Below are 16,510 nucleotides of genomic sequence, written 5' to 3' on the forward strand. Positions count from 1 at the left end.
GCATTCGCCGCGCGGTCTTTTTTTATGCGTTAGGGCGATGACGATACCGTGTTGGGTCGGGTCCAAACAGTTCCAGCATCAGTTCATACTTGATGCGATTGGCGCTGACCTGGCGATAGAAAGCGATCAGAAATGCAGTCGGCCCCTGTATACGGCTAAGGCCACTGGCGGCGGCCACAACGGTGCCCACATCCGTTTTCCCCTGTAACACCAGATAACCGCCCAACATCAGAATGCCGACGGTTCCCGCTCCGTTGATCACGCTTAGCAGGAATTTGGCCGACAGTTTCCACAGGAACATACGTCGCCGCGTGTCATAAATGTCGTCAAACATAATGTTGATGTCCCGCTCAACCGCTTCCATATCCTCGGTCGTCAGCCGGTCTGTGGCGCCGCGCAGGATATGGACACGCTCTGCCACGAAAGTGTTCACTTTGCGTTGCGAAACCAGAACGATGATGATCTGCGGCACGATCATCGAGAAGGCGATCAGCCCAAGTCCCGGTTGCGTGGATGAAATATAGCCGATTACGCTTATCAGCGTACCGATCTGAACCACCGGATCCGAGAATGCGCCGCCCGCAAATTTCCCCAGTTCTTCGGCTTCGGCGGAAATGGCCGTGGTCATGGTGCCTTTGCGCAGGTCCGCGCCCGTTTCCTTCAGATCGGTTGAACGCCATAGCAGGCGCTGCCGGATCAGTCGGATCATGTCTTCACCTAAGGTACCCGCGCGGTACCCTAAAACCCATTTCAGCCCCAGGCTCAGCAGGATAACGGCCATCATACCAATACCCAATTGGATCAGCTTTTCAGTGCCGACATCATCCGCCGTCAGATGGTTGACGATATCGCGTTGAAACTCCAGCGGAACGGCGGCAAGCGCCGCAATGGCGATGGACAGTACGATAAGGATGATCTGCCGTCCGGCACTGGCGCGCCAGATCGCGGAATATAGTCGAAACATGGGTGTATCCGGTTTGACCTGTTTCCCTCAGTTTGGCAGGGCTGGGGAACAGGTTCAAACTTGGGGATGTGTGTCGACGAGGAGTTCGTGCTGATTAGGCAACAAGCGGTACTTAGTCGGTAAGTCGCACCGTCGCCTCGCCCGCCTGCATTTCGCCGCCTGCGCGGTCGAAACGCAAATAGGCGATGGCGTGGCCCCCAGATTGAGTGAACAGGGTGCCGGCCGATTTGCCGTTGGCTGTGATCTCGGTCCCCACGGGCGCGGTGCCGTCGACAACAACGCGACGCAGGCCCTTACGCAATTCGGTCTTGTGCTTCATGCGCGCGGTCACTTCCTGACCTACATAGCAGCCCTTTTTGAAATCCACGCCGTTCAGCGCTTCGAACCCAGATTCGAGGATATAGCTGTCCTGGGTCAGCTCAGTACCCGCTTCGGGAATGCAGTGCTGAACGCGCAGGGCATCGAAATCGGTGCCATCATCCTGTTCGGGTGCCGCAGAATACATACGCCAGCCCAAGGCAGGGTGCCGCGGGTCGGGCAACGCGTTCTCTGGCGCGCAACCTGACCCGCGGTGCAGGTTCAGGTCGGTGCTTTCGATCGCCACATCTGCACGCAGCTTGTACATGCTCAGACGTTTGATCAGATCATCGGCAAGGTGCTCGGCCACATCCAGCAGAACGCCATCGCCATCGCGCTTGAGGAAGAAGTCTGCCAGATACTTGCCTTGCGGCGTCAACAGCGCGGCATAAACAAGCCCGTCATTTAAACCCTGAATGTCATTGGTGATCAGGTCCTGCAAAAAGCTTTCGGTGTCCGAGCCGGTCAGGCGCAGGATGCGGCGGGTGGGCATGGCTTGGTCCTCGTCATTTCCCTTGGCCTCGTGATATAGGAAGATCCGCCGCCAAGACCAGAGGGTATCAGACGTGCCAGCCCCGATCTCTGTTGTTATTCCGACCCTGAACGCTGCCGATGCCTTGCCCGAATGCCTTGGGGCATTGATGGAAGGGCTGCACGCCGGGCTAATCCGGGACCTAATCATAAGCGATGGCGGGTCTGCCGACCTAACACTGGAAATCGCGGAAGAGGCCGGAGCCCGGATTGTGACAGGTACGCCTTCGCGCGGCGGGCAGTTGCGACGGGGTTGCGCAGAGGCTGGTGGGGATTGGGTGCTGATCCTGCATGCTGACACCGTATTGGAAAGGGGCTGGAGCGAGGCGGTGAGCGCCCATCTATCCAGCACAGGACCTGCGGCTTTCCGGTTGGCTTTCCGAGCGCGGGGTATTGCGCCGGGATGGGTCTCGGGCTGGGCCAATCTGCGCAGCCGGGTTTTCAGGCTGCCGTATGGGGATCAGGGGCTTTTGGTGCCACGCGAAATCTATCACGCTGCAGGCGGCTATCCCGACCAACCTTTGATGGAGGACGTGGCGCTGGTACGTAGTTTACCCCGGATCACACTTCTGGATGCGCGTGCCTTTACGAGCGCGGAGCGGTATGAGCAGGCGGGCTGGATTCGGCGGGGTAGTCGGAATCTGTGGACTCTGCTGCGTTATTTTCTGGGGACGGATCCGCAGGTGTTGGCGCAGGCGTATCGGCGATAAGTGTCGTACGCAGCTCGACCAGCGATTTCCCCAACCGAAACGGGGCCGCAAAGCTGACAAGGCAAAGGGCCACGATTTGCAGAACCAGTATATGAGCATTGGCCTGCAAATATTCCCATTCGTCTTTCAATTTGCCGACCTGATCGATCAGATCATCATAGCTTTGGGCCAGGATCAGGTAGTCCCCGGCAATGGCTGGTACTTTCCGGCGCATGTTGTCGATAGCGGTCTGCGTTTCGTCGTCCAGCGAGGTGAAGACCAGAAACTGGTCGATATCGAAGGCGTCAGCCTGCGCGGCAGCGCTGCGCATTTCATCCATGTCATCCTTGGCTTGACGTCCGAACAGGAAATGCAGGCCTTGTAATGGGGCGACCTCATTGGTGACGGCAATGAACAACGGCAATTCTGAATTGCTGGCCGTTGAAGCCGACAGGAACTCGACCTTGTCGCACAAAACGGCCGTGTCCGGATCAAAGGCAGGATCACAAAAGCGCAGGCGAAACCGTGCCGCGTCGCGATCAAAAGCCAGAGTGGCCGCATAGGCCACGTCGATCTGACGATCCAACCGAGAGCTGTCCGAGGTGTACAGCCCGGCCAGAACAGCGACCAGCGCCCCAATGCCGCCCAGAACGACCCAAACCAGGTCGGCCAGCTTCCAAGCCCGATGCCCCGCCGGTTTGCGGAACAGAAATGCCGTTCCGATCGATCCCACTACAAAAAACAGAATCAGCAAAGGCAGTTGGTTGTCGGTCACAAAACTCATGAATTCGATCTTAGGACCTGACCTGCGTCCTGCAACAGGGATCACGGGCAGTTGTAACATCTTACCGGATGCTCATACTGACCGAAGAGCCACGGGAGATTTCGATGACAAAAGAAATTGTTCTGATTCATGGGGCATTTGCCGGACCCTGGTGTATGCAAGATTACGCGACCTTCTTTCGGGATCGGGGATGGACTGTACACACCCCCGCCTTGCGCCATCATGGCGGTGATCCGAAAGCAGACCCTGACCCCGGGCTGACTGAAACCAGCGTGTTGGATTACACCAATGACATAGCGGAAATTGTACAGGGTCTGGACAGCAAGCCGGTTCTGCTGGGTCACGCCATCGCGGGTGTTGTCGCGCAGCAGGTGGCCTCACGCGGTTTGGCCAACGCTATCGTGTTGATTAATCCGAATGCACCCTGGGGCACGTTGCCAGAAACAGACGACGAACGCGCCGTGCCGCGGGCGTTGATGGAAGGCGGGGCCTTCTGGAAACAGCCCATGCGGGTTGAGTTCGACCTGATGGCGCCCTTTGCCCTAAATAAAATGGACGTGGCCCAGCAACACGCCGTGTTCGATCAATTGGGGGCTGAAAGCGGGCGCGTGATGTTCGAAATGTTCTTTTGGATGTTTGATGACGATCACGCGATAAAGGTCGATTTCGAAAAGGTCGACTGCCCGGTTCTAGTCGTTTCCGGTGCAGAAGACCGGGCGGTAAACCCCGACACCTGCCGCGCATTGGCAGAGCGGTACGGGAAACGCGGAACCTTTTTGCTGATTCCGGACCACGCACATTTTCTGTTTATGGAGCCGGGCTGGCAGGGGCCTGCTGAGCAAATCGAAAGCTGGCTTGGTCAACAGCCCATGTGAAACCGGGTTGACAAAAATCGGCGTTTTGGCCGAGATCGCGCCAAGTGAATAGGGCCAGAGACCCTTTTTGCGCATAGTATCTGCGGGAAAGGTCCGGGCATGACCCTGTTTGTCATCCTTATCATTCTGTCTGCGGCACTGCTGCATGCGGTCTGGAACGCCATCGTCAAGACAGCGGCGGATCGCACGACGATGTTGGGCCTTGTTGCTTTGGGCCACGTGTTGCCGGCAGCCGTGATGGTGATGGTCCTGCCATTGCCCAGTGCTGAAAGCTTTATTTACATCCTGCTCTCGACCGTTGTGCATTTCGGGTATTACTTCATGCTGGGCAAAGCCTATCAGCATGGCGATCTGAGTGTGGTCTACCCCATTGCGCGGGGCATCGTTCCGGCACTGGTTTCGCTTTGGGCGATGCTTCTGGTAGGGGAGGTGCTGCCCTTGCAAGCTTGGGGTGGCATTGCCCTGATTGCATTTGGCATTCAGCTAAGCAGTTGGAAGGCGCTGCGCTCGGGCGTGGGGCGCAGCGCGTTGGGCTTTGCGCTGGGCACCGGGTTCTGTATTTCGATCTACTCGGTTGTGGATGGGATCGGCGTTCGGCTGTCAGGCAATACGCTCAGCTATTGGGCCTGGGGGGCTTTCCTGCATCTGTTCATTGCAGGCTTTGTCGGGATTAAGAAGCGTGCAAGCTTGAGATACCTGCCGACCAAGGTCTGGATGACAGGCATTCTGGGCGGGCTGGTTTCGATGACCGCCTATGGGCTGGTGCTTTATGCCAAGAACTTTGCCCCATTGGGCGCTGTCTCGGCGCTGCGGGAAACCTCGGTCATCTTTGCTGCGCTGATCGGGTTCATCTTCCTCAAAGAAGGCAATTGGATACGACGGCTGGGGGCCGCCGTGCTCATGGCCGCTGGGGTTGCTTTGATTGGACTCGCTGTCTGATCAGGGGCGCAGCGCTTAGTTGTTGGTCGAGAATGTGCTCTGTGGTTTCCATTTCAAAGTGCCGTCGCTGTTGCGGTGGCAGCGCAGCAAGCGTTCCTGAACCGTGCTGACTGTGGTCGTGACTGTGTTATCGCCGACCATCAAGACAAAGGCGTCTTCGGAATAGGCCATGCCTTCGTAATAACAAAACCGGCTTTCGGCCCCGTCCGGAATGGGGGATGCAGTGCTGAGCATCTGCTGCGCAGGGGCTTGTGAGGCCAGCAGGGTCAGGGCCAGTCCGAAGGTTAAAGTTTTCATGTCGTCCTCCCGTCTTAAAATCGTAGTCGGTAAAAAATTATTGGACGCCCGGACCTCAAGCCATTGTTGGTATGTTGCGGTAAGTGTGAACGGGGTCAAAGGTTTAGGCAACAAGAAGTTGCCACCGTTCCTGCGTGCCAGCCTGTTGATGCCCAGGCACAGACCTGAGCTATCCTGTCCAATAGGGGGAATGCACCCCCTTGTTCAGTGGGACGCGGCTTCGGACTGTAGCTTTCTGAAATAGCTGATTGTTGCTTCCAACCCTTCCTTCAACTGCACCTTGGGTTCCCAGTTCAGCAAGGTCCGGGCCAGAGTGATGTCGGGCTGGCGTTGCTTGGGGTCATCCTGCGGAAGGTCCTTGAAACTGATCGGTGTGTCGGTGCCCACAAGCGCCTGAACCTCACTGGCCAGCTCGTTCATCGAGAATTCATTGGGATTGCCCAGATTGACCGGGCCGGTGACGTCTTTGTCGGTCTCCATCAACCGGATGAACCCTTCGATCAGATCATCCACATAACAGAAAGACCGGGTTTGTGTACCGTCGCCAAAGATCGTGATCGGCTCACCCGTCAGGGCCTGCATGATGAAGTTCGACACGACGCGCCCATCGGCAGGGTGCATTCGGGGGCCGTAGGTGTTGAAGATGCGAGCCACCTTGATCTCTAACCCCATCTGCCGGTGATAGTCGAAAAACAACGTCTCGGCGCAGCGCTTGCCCTCGTCATAGCAAGAGCGCGGACCAACCGGGTTGACGTTACCCCAATAATCTTCGGTCTGCGGATGGATGGTCGGATCGCCATAGACCTCAGAAGTTGAGGCCTGAAAGATCTTGCATTTCAGCCGCTTCGCCAGCCCCAGCATGTTGATCGCGCCATGCACGCTGGTCTTGGTCGTCTGCACCGGGTCGTGCTGGTAATGCACGGGTGAGGCCGGACAGGCGAGGTTATAGATCTCGTCGACCTCCACAAACAGCGGGAAGGTTACATCATGGCGCATGAACTCGAACCGCGGGTTGTTGTGCAGATGGTCAATGTTGCGCTTGGTGCCGGTGAACAGGTTGTCGACGCACAAAACCTCGTGCCCCTGATCCAGAAGCCGGTCGCACAGATGCGAGCCCAGAAAACCGGCCCCACCGGTTACGAGAACACGTTTTCGACTGTCATAAAGGCGGGCCATTGCAAATCCTTAATCGTTAAATCCAAGCCAGCTTGTCACAAGGAAGCCGGGTCTTGGTTTGATTAGTAAACCGAAGGGATTTGAATTGCAGTAGATTTTGGTTTTTTGAAGGCGTGTGTGGGGTTGGTGCGTCTTCCTATCCAAACAATGCTAGATGCGCAGCATCAAGCACGCGCCCTCGGGCCGGGCGCGAAGTTTCGTTTTAGGTAGGAAGGGTGTTTACACCAAAATCATTGCAGGCAAAGTACCGGGTGCGAACACGCATCTTACGAAACCAAAGTTGGAGCTGTAATTTGACAAGCCAAATAGCCTTGCATCTGAAAAACCGTCAGCTTGGACTTTATGCAAATTCTTTGTTTGTTGAGATAGAGAAGGCGCGAAAGACTGCAAACTACCAGGCGGTTTTGACAGGCTCCGCACGACACTTGTTCATTTCTCTCAATGGTCCAAACAACGTTGCGCTATCAAACGGTAAGCCTTTCGATGCGACGGAAGCCGCATTCCAACCCAGAAGGTCAATGCTACCCCCCGGAGTTGTTAATCTGTTTGCCAAATCGGCAAATTCTATCGGTCTTAAGCGCGAGCAGTTACGGGCTGAGTTTTTGCTCGGCGCTGATGTGGAGCAGGTAGTTCTCAAAGACTACGACTTGATCTACTCCAGTTCGGATGCTTGGGAGAAAGCAAAAGATGCAATCTTCTCAGTTTTTGAAAAGGGCAGTCGATTCCGGCGTGTATCAAGATAGTTGGTCAAACATCCAACTCCTCCACAAACCGCGCGTTCTCCTGAATATACTGGAACCGCAGTTCGGGTTTTTTGCCCATCAGGCGCTCGACCAGATCACCGGTCTCGCCGGGTTCGTCCTCGTCGATGGTGACCCGGATCAATTTCCGGGATTTGGGGTCCATTGTGGTCTCTTTCAGGTCCTTGGCGTCCATCTCGCCCAGACCTTTGAAACGCGATACGTCGATCTTGCCCTTGCCGCCGAGACCTTTCTCAAGCCACTCGTCGCGCTCGGCCTCATCCAGACAATAAACGCGTTTGGCGCCTTGGGTCAGGCGGTACAGAGGCGGGCAGGCGAGGTACAGGTGGCCCGCGTCGATCATCGGGCGCATCTGGGTAAAGAAGAACGTCATCAGCAGCGAGGCGATATGCGCCCCGTCCACATCCGCGTCGGTCATGATGATGACCTTGTCATAGCGCAGGTCGTCGACGTTGAATTTGGTGCCAAGACCCACACCCAGCGCTTGGGTCAGATCGTTGATCTCGGCGTTGGTGCCCAGTTTCGAACTGGCCGCGCCCAGCACGTTCAGAATCTTACCGCGCAGGGGCAGTAGGGCCTGCGTTTTTCGGTCCCGACCCATTTTTGCCGAACCGCCCGCAGAATCGCCCTCGACGATGAATAATTCCGTGCCGTCCCGTGTTGAACTACTACAGTCCACCAACTTGCCGGGAAGACGAAGTTTCTTAGTGGCGGACTTGCGTTGTGTTTCCTTCTCGGCCCGTCGGCGCAGGCGTTCCTCAGCTCGCAGGATGAGGAAATCCAGGATCGCGCCGGCGGATTTCGTGTCGGCGGCCAACCAGTTGTCGAAATGGTCTCGGACCGAGTTTTCGACCAGCCGCTGGGCCTCGACCGTGGCCAGACGGTCTTTGGTCTGGCCTACGAATTCCGGTTCGCGGATAAAGCAAGATACCAGCGCGCAGCCGCCGGTGATCAAGTCATCGCGAGTGATCTGACCGGCCTTCTTGTTGTTGATCAGTTCTCCGTAAGCCTTGATCCCCTTTAGGATCGCGGCCCAGAACCCCGCCACATGGGTGCCGCCTTCGGGCGTGGGCACGGTGTTACAGTAGGATTGGATGAACCCATCGCGCGAGGGCGTCCAGTTGATCGCCCATTCGACCTTACCGGGGGTTCCGAATTTTTCGTTGAAATCGACGGTACCTGCAAAGGGCTGCTCGGCATAGGTGGACGAGCCGTTCATCGTCTCTTTCAGGTAATCCGACAGGCCGCCGGGGAAGTGGAAGGTGGCCTCGGTCGGTGTTTCACCGTCGTCGATGGCGGATTTCCAGCGGATTTCGACGCCCGAGAACAGGTAGGCCTTGGAGCGGATGGATTTGAACAGGCGTGCGGGTTTGAACTTGTGGTGGCCGAAGATGTCCGCATCCGCGTGAAAGGTGACGGTCGTGCCGCGCCGGTTGGGGGCCGCGCCGACCTTTTCCACGGGGCCCAGCGGAACACCACGTGAGAACCGCTGTTCGAAAAGCGTCTTGTCACGCGCCACCTGCACGACCATTGAATCCGACAGCGCGTTCACCACGGATGCACCCACACCGTGCAGACCGCCCGAGGTCTGGTATGCCTTGCCCGAGAATTTACCACCCGCGTGCAGGGTACACAGGATAACCTCAAGCGCGGATTTGTCGGGGAACTTGGGGTGCGGATCAATCGGAATGCCGCGCCCGTTGTCGCGCACGGTCAGCGCGTAATCCGCGTGCAGCTCGACCTCGATCCGGTTGGCATGGCCCGCCACTGCCTCGTCCATCGAGTTGTCGAGGATTTCAGCCACCATATGATGCAGCGCGCGCTCATCGGTGCCGCCGATATACATGCCGGGGCGTTTGCGGACCGGTTCCAGCCCTTCAAGCACCTCGATCGAGGAGGCGTCATAGGTATTGGTCGCTTCGGGCGTCAACAGATCGTCGGGCATGGGTGCTGCTCTTGTTTTTGAGTTTCTCCTATTATGGCAGGTGACGTGGTCCGGGGGAAGAGGGGCGCGAGGTGTTGTGGAAGCTTTGGGTTGCGCTGGGCACCAAACGGACTCATTGCTGTGCTTGCGACGCCTGGCTTTGCTTTTGACAGCGCTGCAGGATTTGACGGCCGTTCGTCTAATCGCTCATACTTTTGAGAACGCGTTGATAGAACGCGCCTTGTGCATCCTCACCAATAGGTCCCTCGACCCATTCCCGGTCCAAATTCAGTGCTCCTGCGGGTACGATTTGCCGGGCTATTTCGGGCGGTGTGGTTTCGCCAGACGTTCCACCTTCCCAGTCGTGAAAGGCTGACGAATACCGCACGACGGCTCCGCTCGTCGGCAAGTTGAGCAAGCCGCCTTCGGCAAAGAACATCAAACCGTCGCCCATTTCTTCCCCGATGAGTTTGAGTCGATGTCCCAAACGATGTTTCAGGATGGCTACAAACACGATCGCTGCGGAGAACGTGAATTTATCGACAAGCACCACAACCTGCTCAATTGCGCTTTGCGAAATCGCCTCGATCAAGGGCATCGCCATAAGAAAATTGCCGCCGGTGTTTCCGCGAACGTCAATTAAGAGCGTTTTGTTTGAGCAGGCTCTCACGCGGTCCGCTGCACCTGAGATGGCTTTAGGAAGTGCAGTTTCACCAGGGTCAAAGAAACTTGGCAACTGCATCGAAAGCCCAAGCCCTTGCCAGCCCTTTATCGCTACGAAGGTTTCGGGTTCCCAGGCGGGATCAGTCTTGCCGTGCTCGTTTCTGGGGTAGAGCGACGAGGCAGGAGCAGTATTTCTGTTCGCCATTTTCAGTTTGGTTATCTGCCCATTTTTGTTCCGCACACGATACTCGGTCGTCGCGTCTTTTGCAGAAAAACCCAAACGTGCCAATGCGTATGGCCAAGCCAGAAGAAGCGGTCCGACGACCCGTTTTCTTTGGGACGTTCCCGCCAGAAATTTCTCTGCCGCGGCTTCGATTTGGCTCAAAGCCGCACCGTTGACTGCTATCAACTCTCCTCGCAGTGCAGTTTCTCCTGATGCCGCCGCAATGACTTGAACGGAACGCCCTATGCTCACAAACCTCAGCGGTAGCACCGAGATCGCATCATTCGGGATCAGCCGTGTGTGACCATTGTTTGGAAGTGCCAACAGGCGCATCGCGGACAACAAAAAAGCGTCAATGGAGCCCGCCAAAGCGCATCGCCGGCAGTCATTGATGTAGCTGTCTACTTCAGCCTCATTGACCCGCCGAAAACTGGGATCGGTTGGCAGGACAGTTTCCAAAATTAGCTTCAAGTCTTGCGTCAGCGGCATGAATGACACTGCGCATGAACGCTCATCTATGTCCAGATTGGGCTCATCGTCGTGATTTGCCGAATTCGTCTCGCCACCAGCTCAAAGCGCTCATAGTCTCTGGCCATTAAGCAAACACTACAACAGGACCCCAAATGAGCTGGATCAAAACCATCCCCTTCGCTGAGGCCACGGGCAGGCTGCGCAAACTCTACGACCGTGTGACAGGCCCAGACAACAATGTGGACAACATCATGATGGCGCACAGCCTGCGGCCGCATTCGATGGAAGGTCATATGGCGATCTACAAGGCAGTGCTGCATCACTCGGGCAACAAGATCCCGAAATGGTTTCTTGAGGTCCTGGGCGTGTGGGTGAGCTCTCTGAACCGTTGCGGGTACTGCGTGGAACATCATTTTGCCGGCTTACAGCGGTTACTTGGCGATGAAGCGAAAGGCAAAGCGATCCGGGCGGCGATTGAGGCGCGCGATCCGGCTGCTGCTCCGCTGGATGCAGCGCAGCTGGCTGCCATGATCTATGCCCGTAAACTGACCGAAACGCCGGGGGATATGGTCGAGGCGGATGTGATCGCCCTGCGCGAGGCCGGATGGGACGACGGAGAGATCCTTGAGGTCAATCAGGTCTGTTCGTACTTCTCTTATGCAAACCGGACGGTGCTGGGGTTGGGATGTTCAACCGATGGCGACGAATTGGGTTTGTCGCCGAACAATTCTGACAACCCCGACGATTGGGGGCATCGTTAAGACACTAGAAAGGTCAGGCCGTTTGGACCCAATCCAGAATGGCCTGTGCAACGTCCTGCGGTTTTTGGTGATGCAGCCAGTGATCAGTTTCAGGGATCGTGATCCGGGTTAGGTTGGGCGCGAAGGTTTCCAAGCCTTCAGTTGCCTCGGGCAAAAGGGCTTTGTCATCTGGTCCCCAAAGCAACAAATGCGGACATCGGACGTGCAGTCGATCAAAGGGTAGATCCGGCAGGTCTGTTGCGGGAAGCCCCGGCTGAGCGACAACCAGTGGAGAGGCGCGATACCAGTTCAGCATCGCCTCTAACCGGTCTGGTCGCGCCCATTCGACTCGGTATTCGGCCATCCGGCTTTCGATCAGCCAATCCAGTCCCATGCCGTGGCGAAAGAACCTTTCAAGCAATGCAAAGTTGTTTTCGGACAATTTTTGCGCTGCATCGGGCGCCCGCAGTTGGTTGATGTATTGCGAGGCCTCTGATTGCGCACCGCCTGCGGCCATGGCGCGTTGAAACGGAACCGGATGCACGCCGTTGGCTATGATAAGTTGCCTCACGAGATCTGGCCGATACATTGCAAGGCCATAGGCCACCGACGCGCCCCAGTCATGACCTAGTATGGTAAACGGTGCACCGTGGCTCTGAATCAAAGCGGCCATGTCGGACACCAGTTGAGATAGGGCATAGCTCTGCACCCCTTCAGGGCACCAGCTTTGGCCATATCCACGTTGGTCCGGTGCAATGCAGTAGAAGCGATCCGCCAGATAAGGGGTGAGATCCGCCCACGCGCCGCCGAATTCCGGGAAACCATGCAGCATCAAAAGCGGTGGCGCTTCCGGTTTGCCCCAAGTTCGGACGTAAAATGGCTGGCCATTGAGGTTGGCAAAAGATGTGTGCATCGGAACCTCTGATCCGCTGAGGAATTTATGGGTTTTTGAGGCATCAATTTGACACCAATCAAAGCGGATATTCGGCGTTTCTGCTAGCCCTCATTCAGGACAGCAGAAAAAGGATAAGTTGTATGGAAGCCATTGCTCCGGTCGAAGCAAAATCCCCTCAGATCAAAGCCGTAGAGGTCGAGGCGGCAAACGCGGCAGAACCCAGCCCCGAAAAGATCCGGCAGGCGTTCGAAAGCGGAAAATACCCCTATGGCCGCAAGATGGCGCGGTCGACCTATGAGGCGCAGAAGGCAAAGCTGCAGGCGGAGCTTTTGAAGGTTCAGCTATGGGCGCAGGACACGGGGCAGCGTTTTGTTTTGTTGTTCGAAGGCCGCGATGCCGCTGGCAAGGGCGGTACGATCAAACGGTTTATGGAACACCTGAATCCGCGTCAGGCGCGTGTGGTCGCTTTGAACAAACCGACCTGGGAAGAAAAGGGGCAGTGGTACTATCAGCGCTACCTTCAGGAACTGCCGACGGTTGGGGAAATGGTGTTCTATGACCGGTCTTGGTACAACCGCGCGGGTGTTGAGCGGGTGATGGGATTCTGCTCGCCTAACGAGTATCTGGAATTCATGCGCCAGACGCCGGAACTGGAACGGATGCTGGTGCGCTCGGGTATTCAGCTGTACAAGTACTGGTTCTCGGTCACGCAGGAAGAGCAGCAGCGCCGTTTCAAAAGCCGCGAGACCGATCCTCTGAAGCAGTGGAAGCTGTCGCCGATCGACAAGGCCAGCCTCAGCAAATGGGACGACTATACCGAGGCGAAAGAGGCGATGTTCTTTTATACAGACACCGCAGACGCGCCATGGACGATCATCAAGTCGAATGACAAGAAACGCGCGCGCCTGAATTGTATGCGTCATTTCCTGTCGACGCTGGATTACCCAGGCAAGAACTTGAACGTAGTGGGGGAGCCTGATCCATTGATCGTTGGACAAGCCCACCACGTCATCCACCGGTCCGAGCATATTCTGGGCGCAACATTGCATCCGGATGCCCGCTAATCCTCAACGCGCCCGTTTTTAATGGTGAGGCGGGCGCTATAGTCTCATAGTGAAATTTTATTGATCCGCTCTTGTCCCGCGCCAAGCCCGCGCATATGGCTGGTGCAATGACAAAAGTGATGACATACCCCGCCCATTTTCGGGCGATTGCCGTGCTTGGCTTGCCGCTGGTCGGTGGTCATCTGGCGCAGTTTGCCATCGGTTTGACCGATACCATCATGCTGGGTTGGTACGGGGTCGAGGCACTTGCTGCGGTCACGTTGGCCAGCAGCTATTACTTTGTGCTGTTTTTGTTTGGGGCCGGGTTCGGCTGGGCGGTCATGCCAATGGTTGCCACCGCTGCGGCGGAAGGGGACGAAACCAGCATCCGCCGCTCAACCCGCATGGGTCTTTGGCTGTCTTTGCTGTACGCAATAGTGGTCATGCCGTTGCTGTGGTGGTCTTATCCAATCCTGATCGCCATGAAGCAGGAGCCGCAGGTTGCTGAAACAGCATCCGAGTATTTGCGCGTAGCTGGTTGGGGGTTGTTTCCGGCCCTTATCGTGATGGTGCTCAAATCCTACCTTGCGGCCTTGGAGCGAACGCAGATCGTGCTGTGGATCACAGTCGCGGCGGCATTTGTGAACGCGGTGACCAACTATGCGCTGATCTTCGGCAATTGGGGGGCACCGGAATTGGGTGTGATGGGTGCAGCAATCGCCTCAATCGCGACGCAGGTCGTTTCGCTAATCGCTGTTGTCATCTACGTTGTTCGAACACTGCCGGAACACAGCCTTTTTCAGCGTTTCTGGCGACCGGATTGGGAGATGTTCGCCAGTGTATGGAAGCTTGGGGTCCCGATTGGCCTGACCACGTTGGCCGAGGTGTCGCTGTTTGCAACATCGGCTGTGATGATGGGTTGGTTGGGGCAGGTTCCGCTGGCGGCGCATGGGATCGCGCTGAACCTCGCGTCGGCCACTTTCATGGTGCATCTGGGGTTGTCAAATGCGGCCACCATCCGGGCCGGAAATGCGCTTGGACGTCGGGATCGGGCGCATCTGGAGAAAGGCGCAATTGCGGTGACGGGCATGTCGCTGGTTATGTCTGTTTTCACAGTCATCCTGTTTCTGACCTGTGCTGAACCATTGATTTCCCTGTTCATGGAGGCGGATGATCCCCAGCGTGGACAAATCCTGGCCATTGGAACCGGGTTGTTGGCAATGGCAGCTTTGTTTCAACTGGTCGATGGGGCGCAGGTCATTGCGCTGGGCCTGCTGCGCGGGTTGCAGGATGCCAAGATTCCCATGGTCATGGCAGCGCTCAGCTATTGGGTCGTTGGAATCCCGGCGTCGTACTATTTTGGTTTTGTCCGTCAGATGGACGGCATCGGTGTCTGGCTTGGGCTGGTGCTCGGTCTGGCCTTCGCAGCCGTGTTGTTGATGGCCCGGTTCTGGATGCACTCGGTTCGTCAAATGCCCGCAGCGGCTGAGCCAGCTTAATCCTTGCTCAGCCGGTCTGCCTTTTTACGAACCAGGACGGTGCGCAGGTCATGCATTGCCATAAGCAACCTGTCAGTCACGTCTTCCAATTGCGCGTCAGTTGCCTTAGACTGAGCCCATTGTGTGGTCAGGTTCAGGTAGTCCACGGCGCGGTGTATGTCGTCGATATCGCGCTGGGCCAACAAGGCCCGGCGCTCTTGCATCCACCGGTCTATTTCAGCGTGATCCTGGTCTGAAAGTGTTCGCTGTCCTTGCGGTTTGACGTCGCCATTTCGGATATTGATGACCGCAATCTGGTCCATCTCAATTCGACGTTGGCGATTTTCCGTATCGACCCGAAACACTGCAGCCCCGTTTTCACGGATGCGAAAGTAATATTCGGGAAGATCGGCAGACATGGTCACCTCAAGGAAGCACAGAAACGCTGAATGCGGCTGCAAGCCTCGGTCAGCGCCGCATCGGACGTAGCGTAGCTGACCCGGAAATTTGGCGAAAGACCAAAGGCAGCGCCGAAGACAATGGCAACATCTGCCTCTTCCAACAGGGCAGTAGCAAAAGCTTCGTCCGTGTCGATGACCGTTCCGGCAGGAGTTGTTTTACCAATCAGCCCGGCGATTGAGGGATAAACATAAAACGCACCCTCCGGCGTCGGGCAGGTGATGCCGTCGATCTCGTTCAGCATCCGCACGACAAGATCGCGGCGGCGTTTAAACATCTCGTTATTTGGGGCCAGAAATTCCTGCGTGCCGTTCAACGCCTCAACCGCTGCCCATTGGCTGACCGTACAGGGGTTCGACGTGGATTGAGACTGGATTTTGCGCATCGCCGCGATGATCTCGACCGGACCTGCGGCATAGCCGATGCGCCAACCCGTCATCGCATACGCTTTGGAAACCCCGTTGCAGGTGAGCGTCCGGTCATACAGGCGGGGCTCCACTTCGGCGGGGGTGCAGAATTCAAACCCGTCATAAGCAAGGTGCTCATACATATCGTCCGACATGATCCAGACATGGGGATGGCGCATCAAAACATCTGTCAGCTCTTTCAGCTCTTCACGGCTATAGCCCGCACCGGTGGGGTTCGATGGAGAGTTAAAGATAAACCATTTGGTTTTTGGCGTGATCGCTGCTTCAAGCTGATCGGCAGTCAGTTTGAAATTGGTTTGCAGCGACGTTTCCGCAATCACCGGCGTACCACCCGCCAGCAAGACCATATCTGGATAGCTGACCCAGTAAGGGGCGGGGATTACGACCTCATCACCCTCATTCATCGTGGCCATCAGAGCGTTGTACAGCGTCTGCTTGCCACCGGTGCCTACCGAGATTTGCGCAGGCGCATAGTCCAGCCCATGATCACGCTTCATCTTGGCGCAAGCTGCCTGTTTCAGCTCGGGGATACCGTCGGGTGCGGTGTACTTGGTCTTTCCTGCTGCGATGGCCGCAACGGCTGCGTCTTTTATGTTCTGTGGCGTGTCGAAATCTGGCTCACCCGCGCTGAGGCCGATAACGTCTCGCCCGGCGGCCTTCAATTCGGCTGCTTTTGCCGTCATGGCGATGGTGGGCGATGGTTTGACGCGTGACAGTGTCGCAGACAGGAAACTCATAGTCGGCCTCGGTTTGTATGTTCAACCCGACTGTCATAGGGTGCGCCTGAAAGACGTTCAAGTTGTATAGAAACTC

16 protein-coding genes and 1 pseudogene are annotated in these 16,510 nt (G+C 56.6%); 7 read left to right on the forward strand and 10 right to left on the reverse strand.

The window, feature by feature from the left end:
* Window positions 1-22: 22 nt before the first annotated feature.
* Window positions 23-964: an ABC transporter transmembrane domain-containing protein gene (locus tag I9187_RS04905; RefSeq protein ID WP_171177459.1), complete on the reverse strand. Its 942-nt coding sequence runs from the start codon at window positions 962-964 to the stop codon at window positions 23-25.
* A 112-nt stretch (window positions 965-1,076) separates the two neighbouring features.
* Complete coding sequence (locus I9187_RS04910; protein WP_171177457.1) at window positions 1,077-1,814, reverse strand: folate-binding protein YgfZ; 738 nt, start codon at window positions 1,812-1,814, stop codon at window positions 1,077-1,079.
* A gap of 73 nt (window positions 1,815-1,887) precedes the next feature.
* Between I9187_RS04910 and I9187_RS04915 the strand changes: the two genes are divergently transcribed.
* A complete protein-coding gene (locus I9187_RS04915) occupies window positions 1,888-2,562 on the forward strand; it encodes a TIGR04283 family arsenosugar biosynthesis glycosyltransferase (protein ID WP_171177454.1) in 675 nt (224 codons plus the stop codon).
* 7 nt (window positions 2,563-2,569) lie between these two features.
* Here I9187_RS04915 and I9187_RS04920 read toward each other — a convergent pair.
* Window positions 2,570-3,325 (reverse strand): annotated as a pseudogene (locus I9187_RS04920) (hypothetical protein); the annotation flags it as partial.
* Between the two features lie 104 nt (window positions 3,326-3,429).
* On the opposite strand from I9187_RS04920, the gene I9187_RS04925 reads away from it, so the two are divergent.
* Window positions 3,430-4,200: an alpha/beta hydrolase gene (locus I9187_RS04925; protein ID WP_171177452.1), complete on the forward strand. Its 771-nt coding sequence runs from the start codon at window positions 3,430-3,432 to the stop codon at window positions 4,198-4,200.
* 99 nt (window positions 4,201-4,299) lie between these two features.
* Window positions 4,300-5,139 (forward strand): DMT family transporter, encoded by an 840-nt coding sequence (locus I9187_RS04930; RefSeq protein ID WP_171177450.1) that lies wholly within the window; start codon window positions 4,300-4,302, stop codon window positions 5,137-5,139.
* A 15-nt stretch (window positions 5,140-5,154) separates the two neighbouring features.
* Here I9187_RS04930 and I9187_RS04935 read toward each other — a convergent pair whose 3' ends face one another.
* The gene (locus I9187_RS04935) at window positions 5,155-5,436 is read right to left on the reverse strand and encodes a hypothetical protein (RefSeq protein ID WP_171177448.1); all 282 of its coding nucleotides are present in this window, start codon (window positions 5,434-5,436) and stop codon (window positions 5,155-5,157) included.
* Window positions 5,437-5,640: 204 nt separating this feature from the next.
* On the reverse strand, window positions 5,641-6,612 hold the full coding sequence (locus I9187_RS04940; RefSeq protein WP_171177446.1) for a UDP-glucuronic acid decarboxylase family protein: 972 nt from the start codon (window positions 6,610-6,612) through the stop codon (window positions 5,641-5,643).
* A gap of 293 nt (window positions 6,613-6,905) precedes the next feature.
* On the opposite strand from I9187_RS04940, the gene I9187_RS04945 reads away from it, so the two are divergent.
* A complete protein-coding gene (locus I9187_RS04945; RefSeq protein WP_171727554.1) occupies window positions 6,906-7,355 on the forward strand; it encodes a hypothetical protein in 450 nt (149 codons plus the stop codon).
* A 4-nt stretch (window positions 7,356-7,359) separates the two neighbouring features.
* On the opposite strand, the gene parE is transcribed toward I9187_RS04945, so the two are convergent.
* Together parE and I9187_RS04955 are read right to left on the reverse strand one after the other, a co-directional pair.
* A complete protein-coding gene (parE, locus tag I9187_RS04950; protein ID WP_171177441.1) occupies window positions 7,360-9,318 on the reverse strand; it encodes a DNA topoisomerase IV subunit B in 1,959 nt (652 codons plus the stop codon).
* Window positions 9,319-9,496: 178 nt separating this feature from the next.
* The gene (locus I9187_RS04955) at window positions 9,497-10,672 is read right to left on the reverse strand and encodes a peptidase S41 (protein WP_171177440.1); all 1,176 of its coding nucleotides are present in this window, start codon (window positions 10,670-10,672) and stop codon (window positions 9,497-9,499) included.
* Window positions 10,673-10,806: 134 nt separating this feature from the next.
* Here I9187_RS04955 and I9187_RS04960 point away from each other — a divergent pair, with 134 nt between their 5' ends.
* Complete coding sequence (locus I9187_RS04960) at window positions 10,807-11,415, forward strand: peroxidase-related enzyme (RefSeq protein WP_171177439.1); 609 nt, start codon at window positions 10,807-10,809, stop codon at window positions 11,413-11,415.
* Window positions 11,416-11,428: 13 nt separating this feature from the next.
* On the opposite strand, the gene I9187_RS04965 is transcribed toward I9187_RS04960, so the two are convergent.
* Window positions 11,429-12,307 carry an alpha/beta hydrolase gene (locus tag I9187_RS04965; protein WP_209940097.1) on the reverse strand — a complete coding sequence of 293 codons (879 nt, stop codon included), beginning with the start codon at window positions 12,305-12,307 and terminating at the stop codon, window positions 11,429-11,431.
* 122 nt (window positions 12,308-12,429) lie between these two features.
* Between I9187_RS04965 and ppk2 the strand changes: the two genes are divergently transcribed.
* Window positions 12,430-13,353: a polyphosphate kinase 2 gene (ppk2, locus tag I9187_RS04970; RefSeq protein WP_171177435.1), complete on the forward strand. Its 924-nt coding sequence runs from the start codon at window positions 12,430-12,432 to the stop codon at window positions 13,351-13,353.
* Between the two features lie 107 nt (window positions 13,354-13,460).
* Window positions 13,461-14,831 carry an MATE family efflux transporter gene (locus tag I9187_RS04975; RefSeq protein ID WP_171177433.1) on the forward strand — a complete coding sequence of 457 codons (1,371 nt, stop codon included), beginning with the start codon at window positions 13,461-13,463 and terminating at the stop codon, window positions 14,829-14,831.
* On the opposite strand, the gene I9187_RS04980 is transcribed toward I9187_RS04975, so the two are convergent.
* Together I9187_RS04980 and I9187_RS04985 are read right to left on the reverse strand one after the other, a co-directional pair.
* Complete coding sequence (locus I9187_RS04980; RefSeq protein WP_171177431.1) at window positions 14,828-15,229, reverse strand: hypothetical protein; 402 nt, start codon at window positions 15,227-15,229, stop codon at window positions 14,828-14,830. The genes I9187_RS04975 and I9187_RS04980 overlap by 4 nt on opposite strands.
* Window positions 15,230-15,231: 2 nt before the next feature.
* Window positions 15,232-16,434, reverse strand: a complete 1,203-nt coding sequence (locus I9187_RS04985; protein WP_171177429.1) for a pyridoxal phosphate-dependent aminotransferase — start codon at window positions 16,432-16,434, stop codon at window positions 15,232-15,234.
* Window positions 16,435-16,510 lie beyond the last annotated feature (76 nt).

The organism is Ruegeria sp. HKCCE4148 (genome assembly GCF_017872495.1).
Lineage (GTDB): Bacteria > Pseudomonadota > Alphaproteobacteria > Rhodobacterales > Rhodobacteraceae > Ruegeria.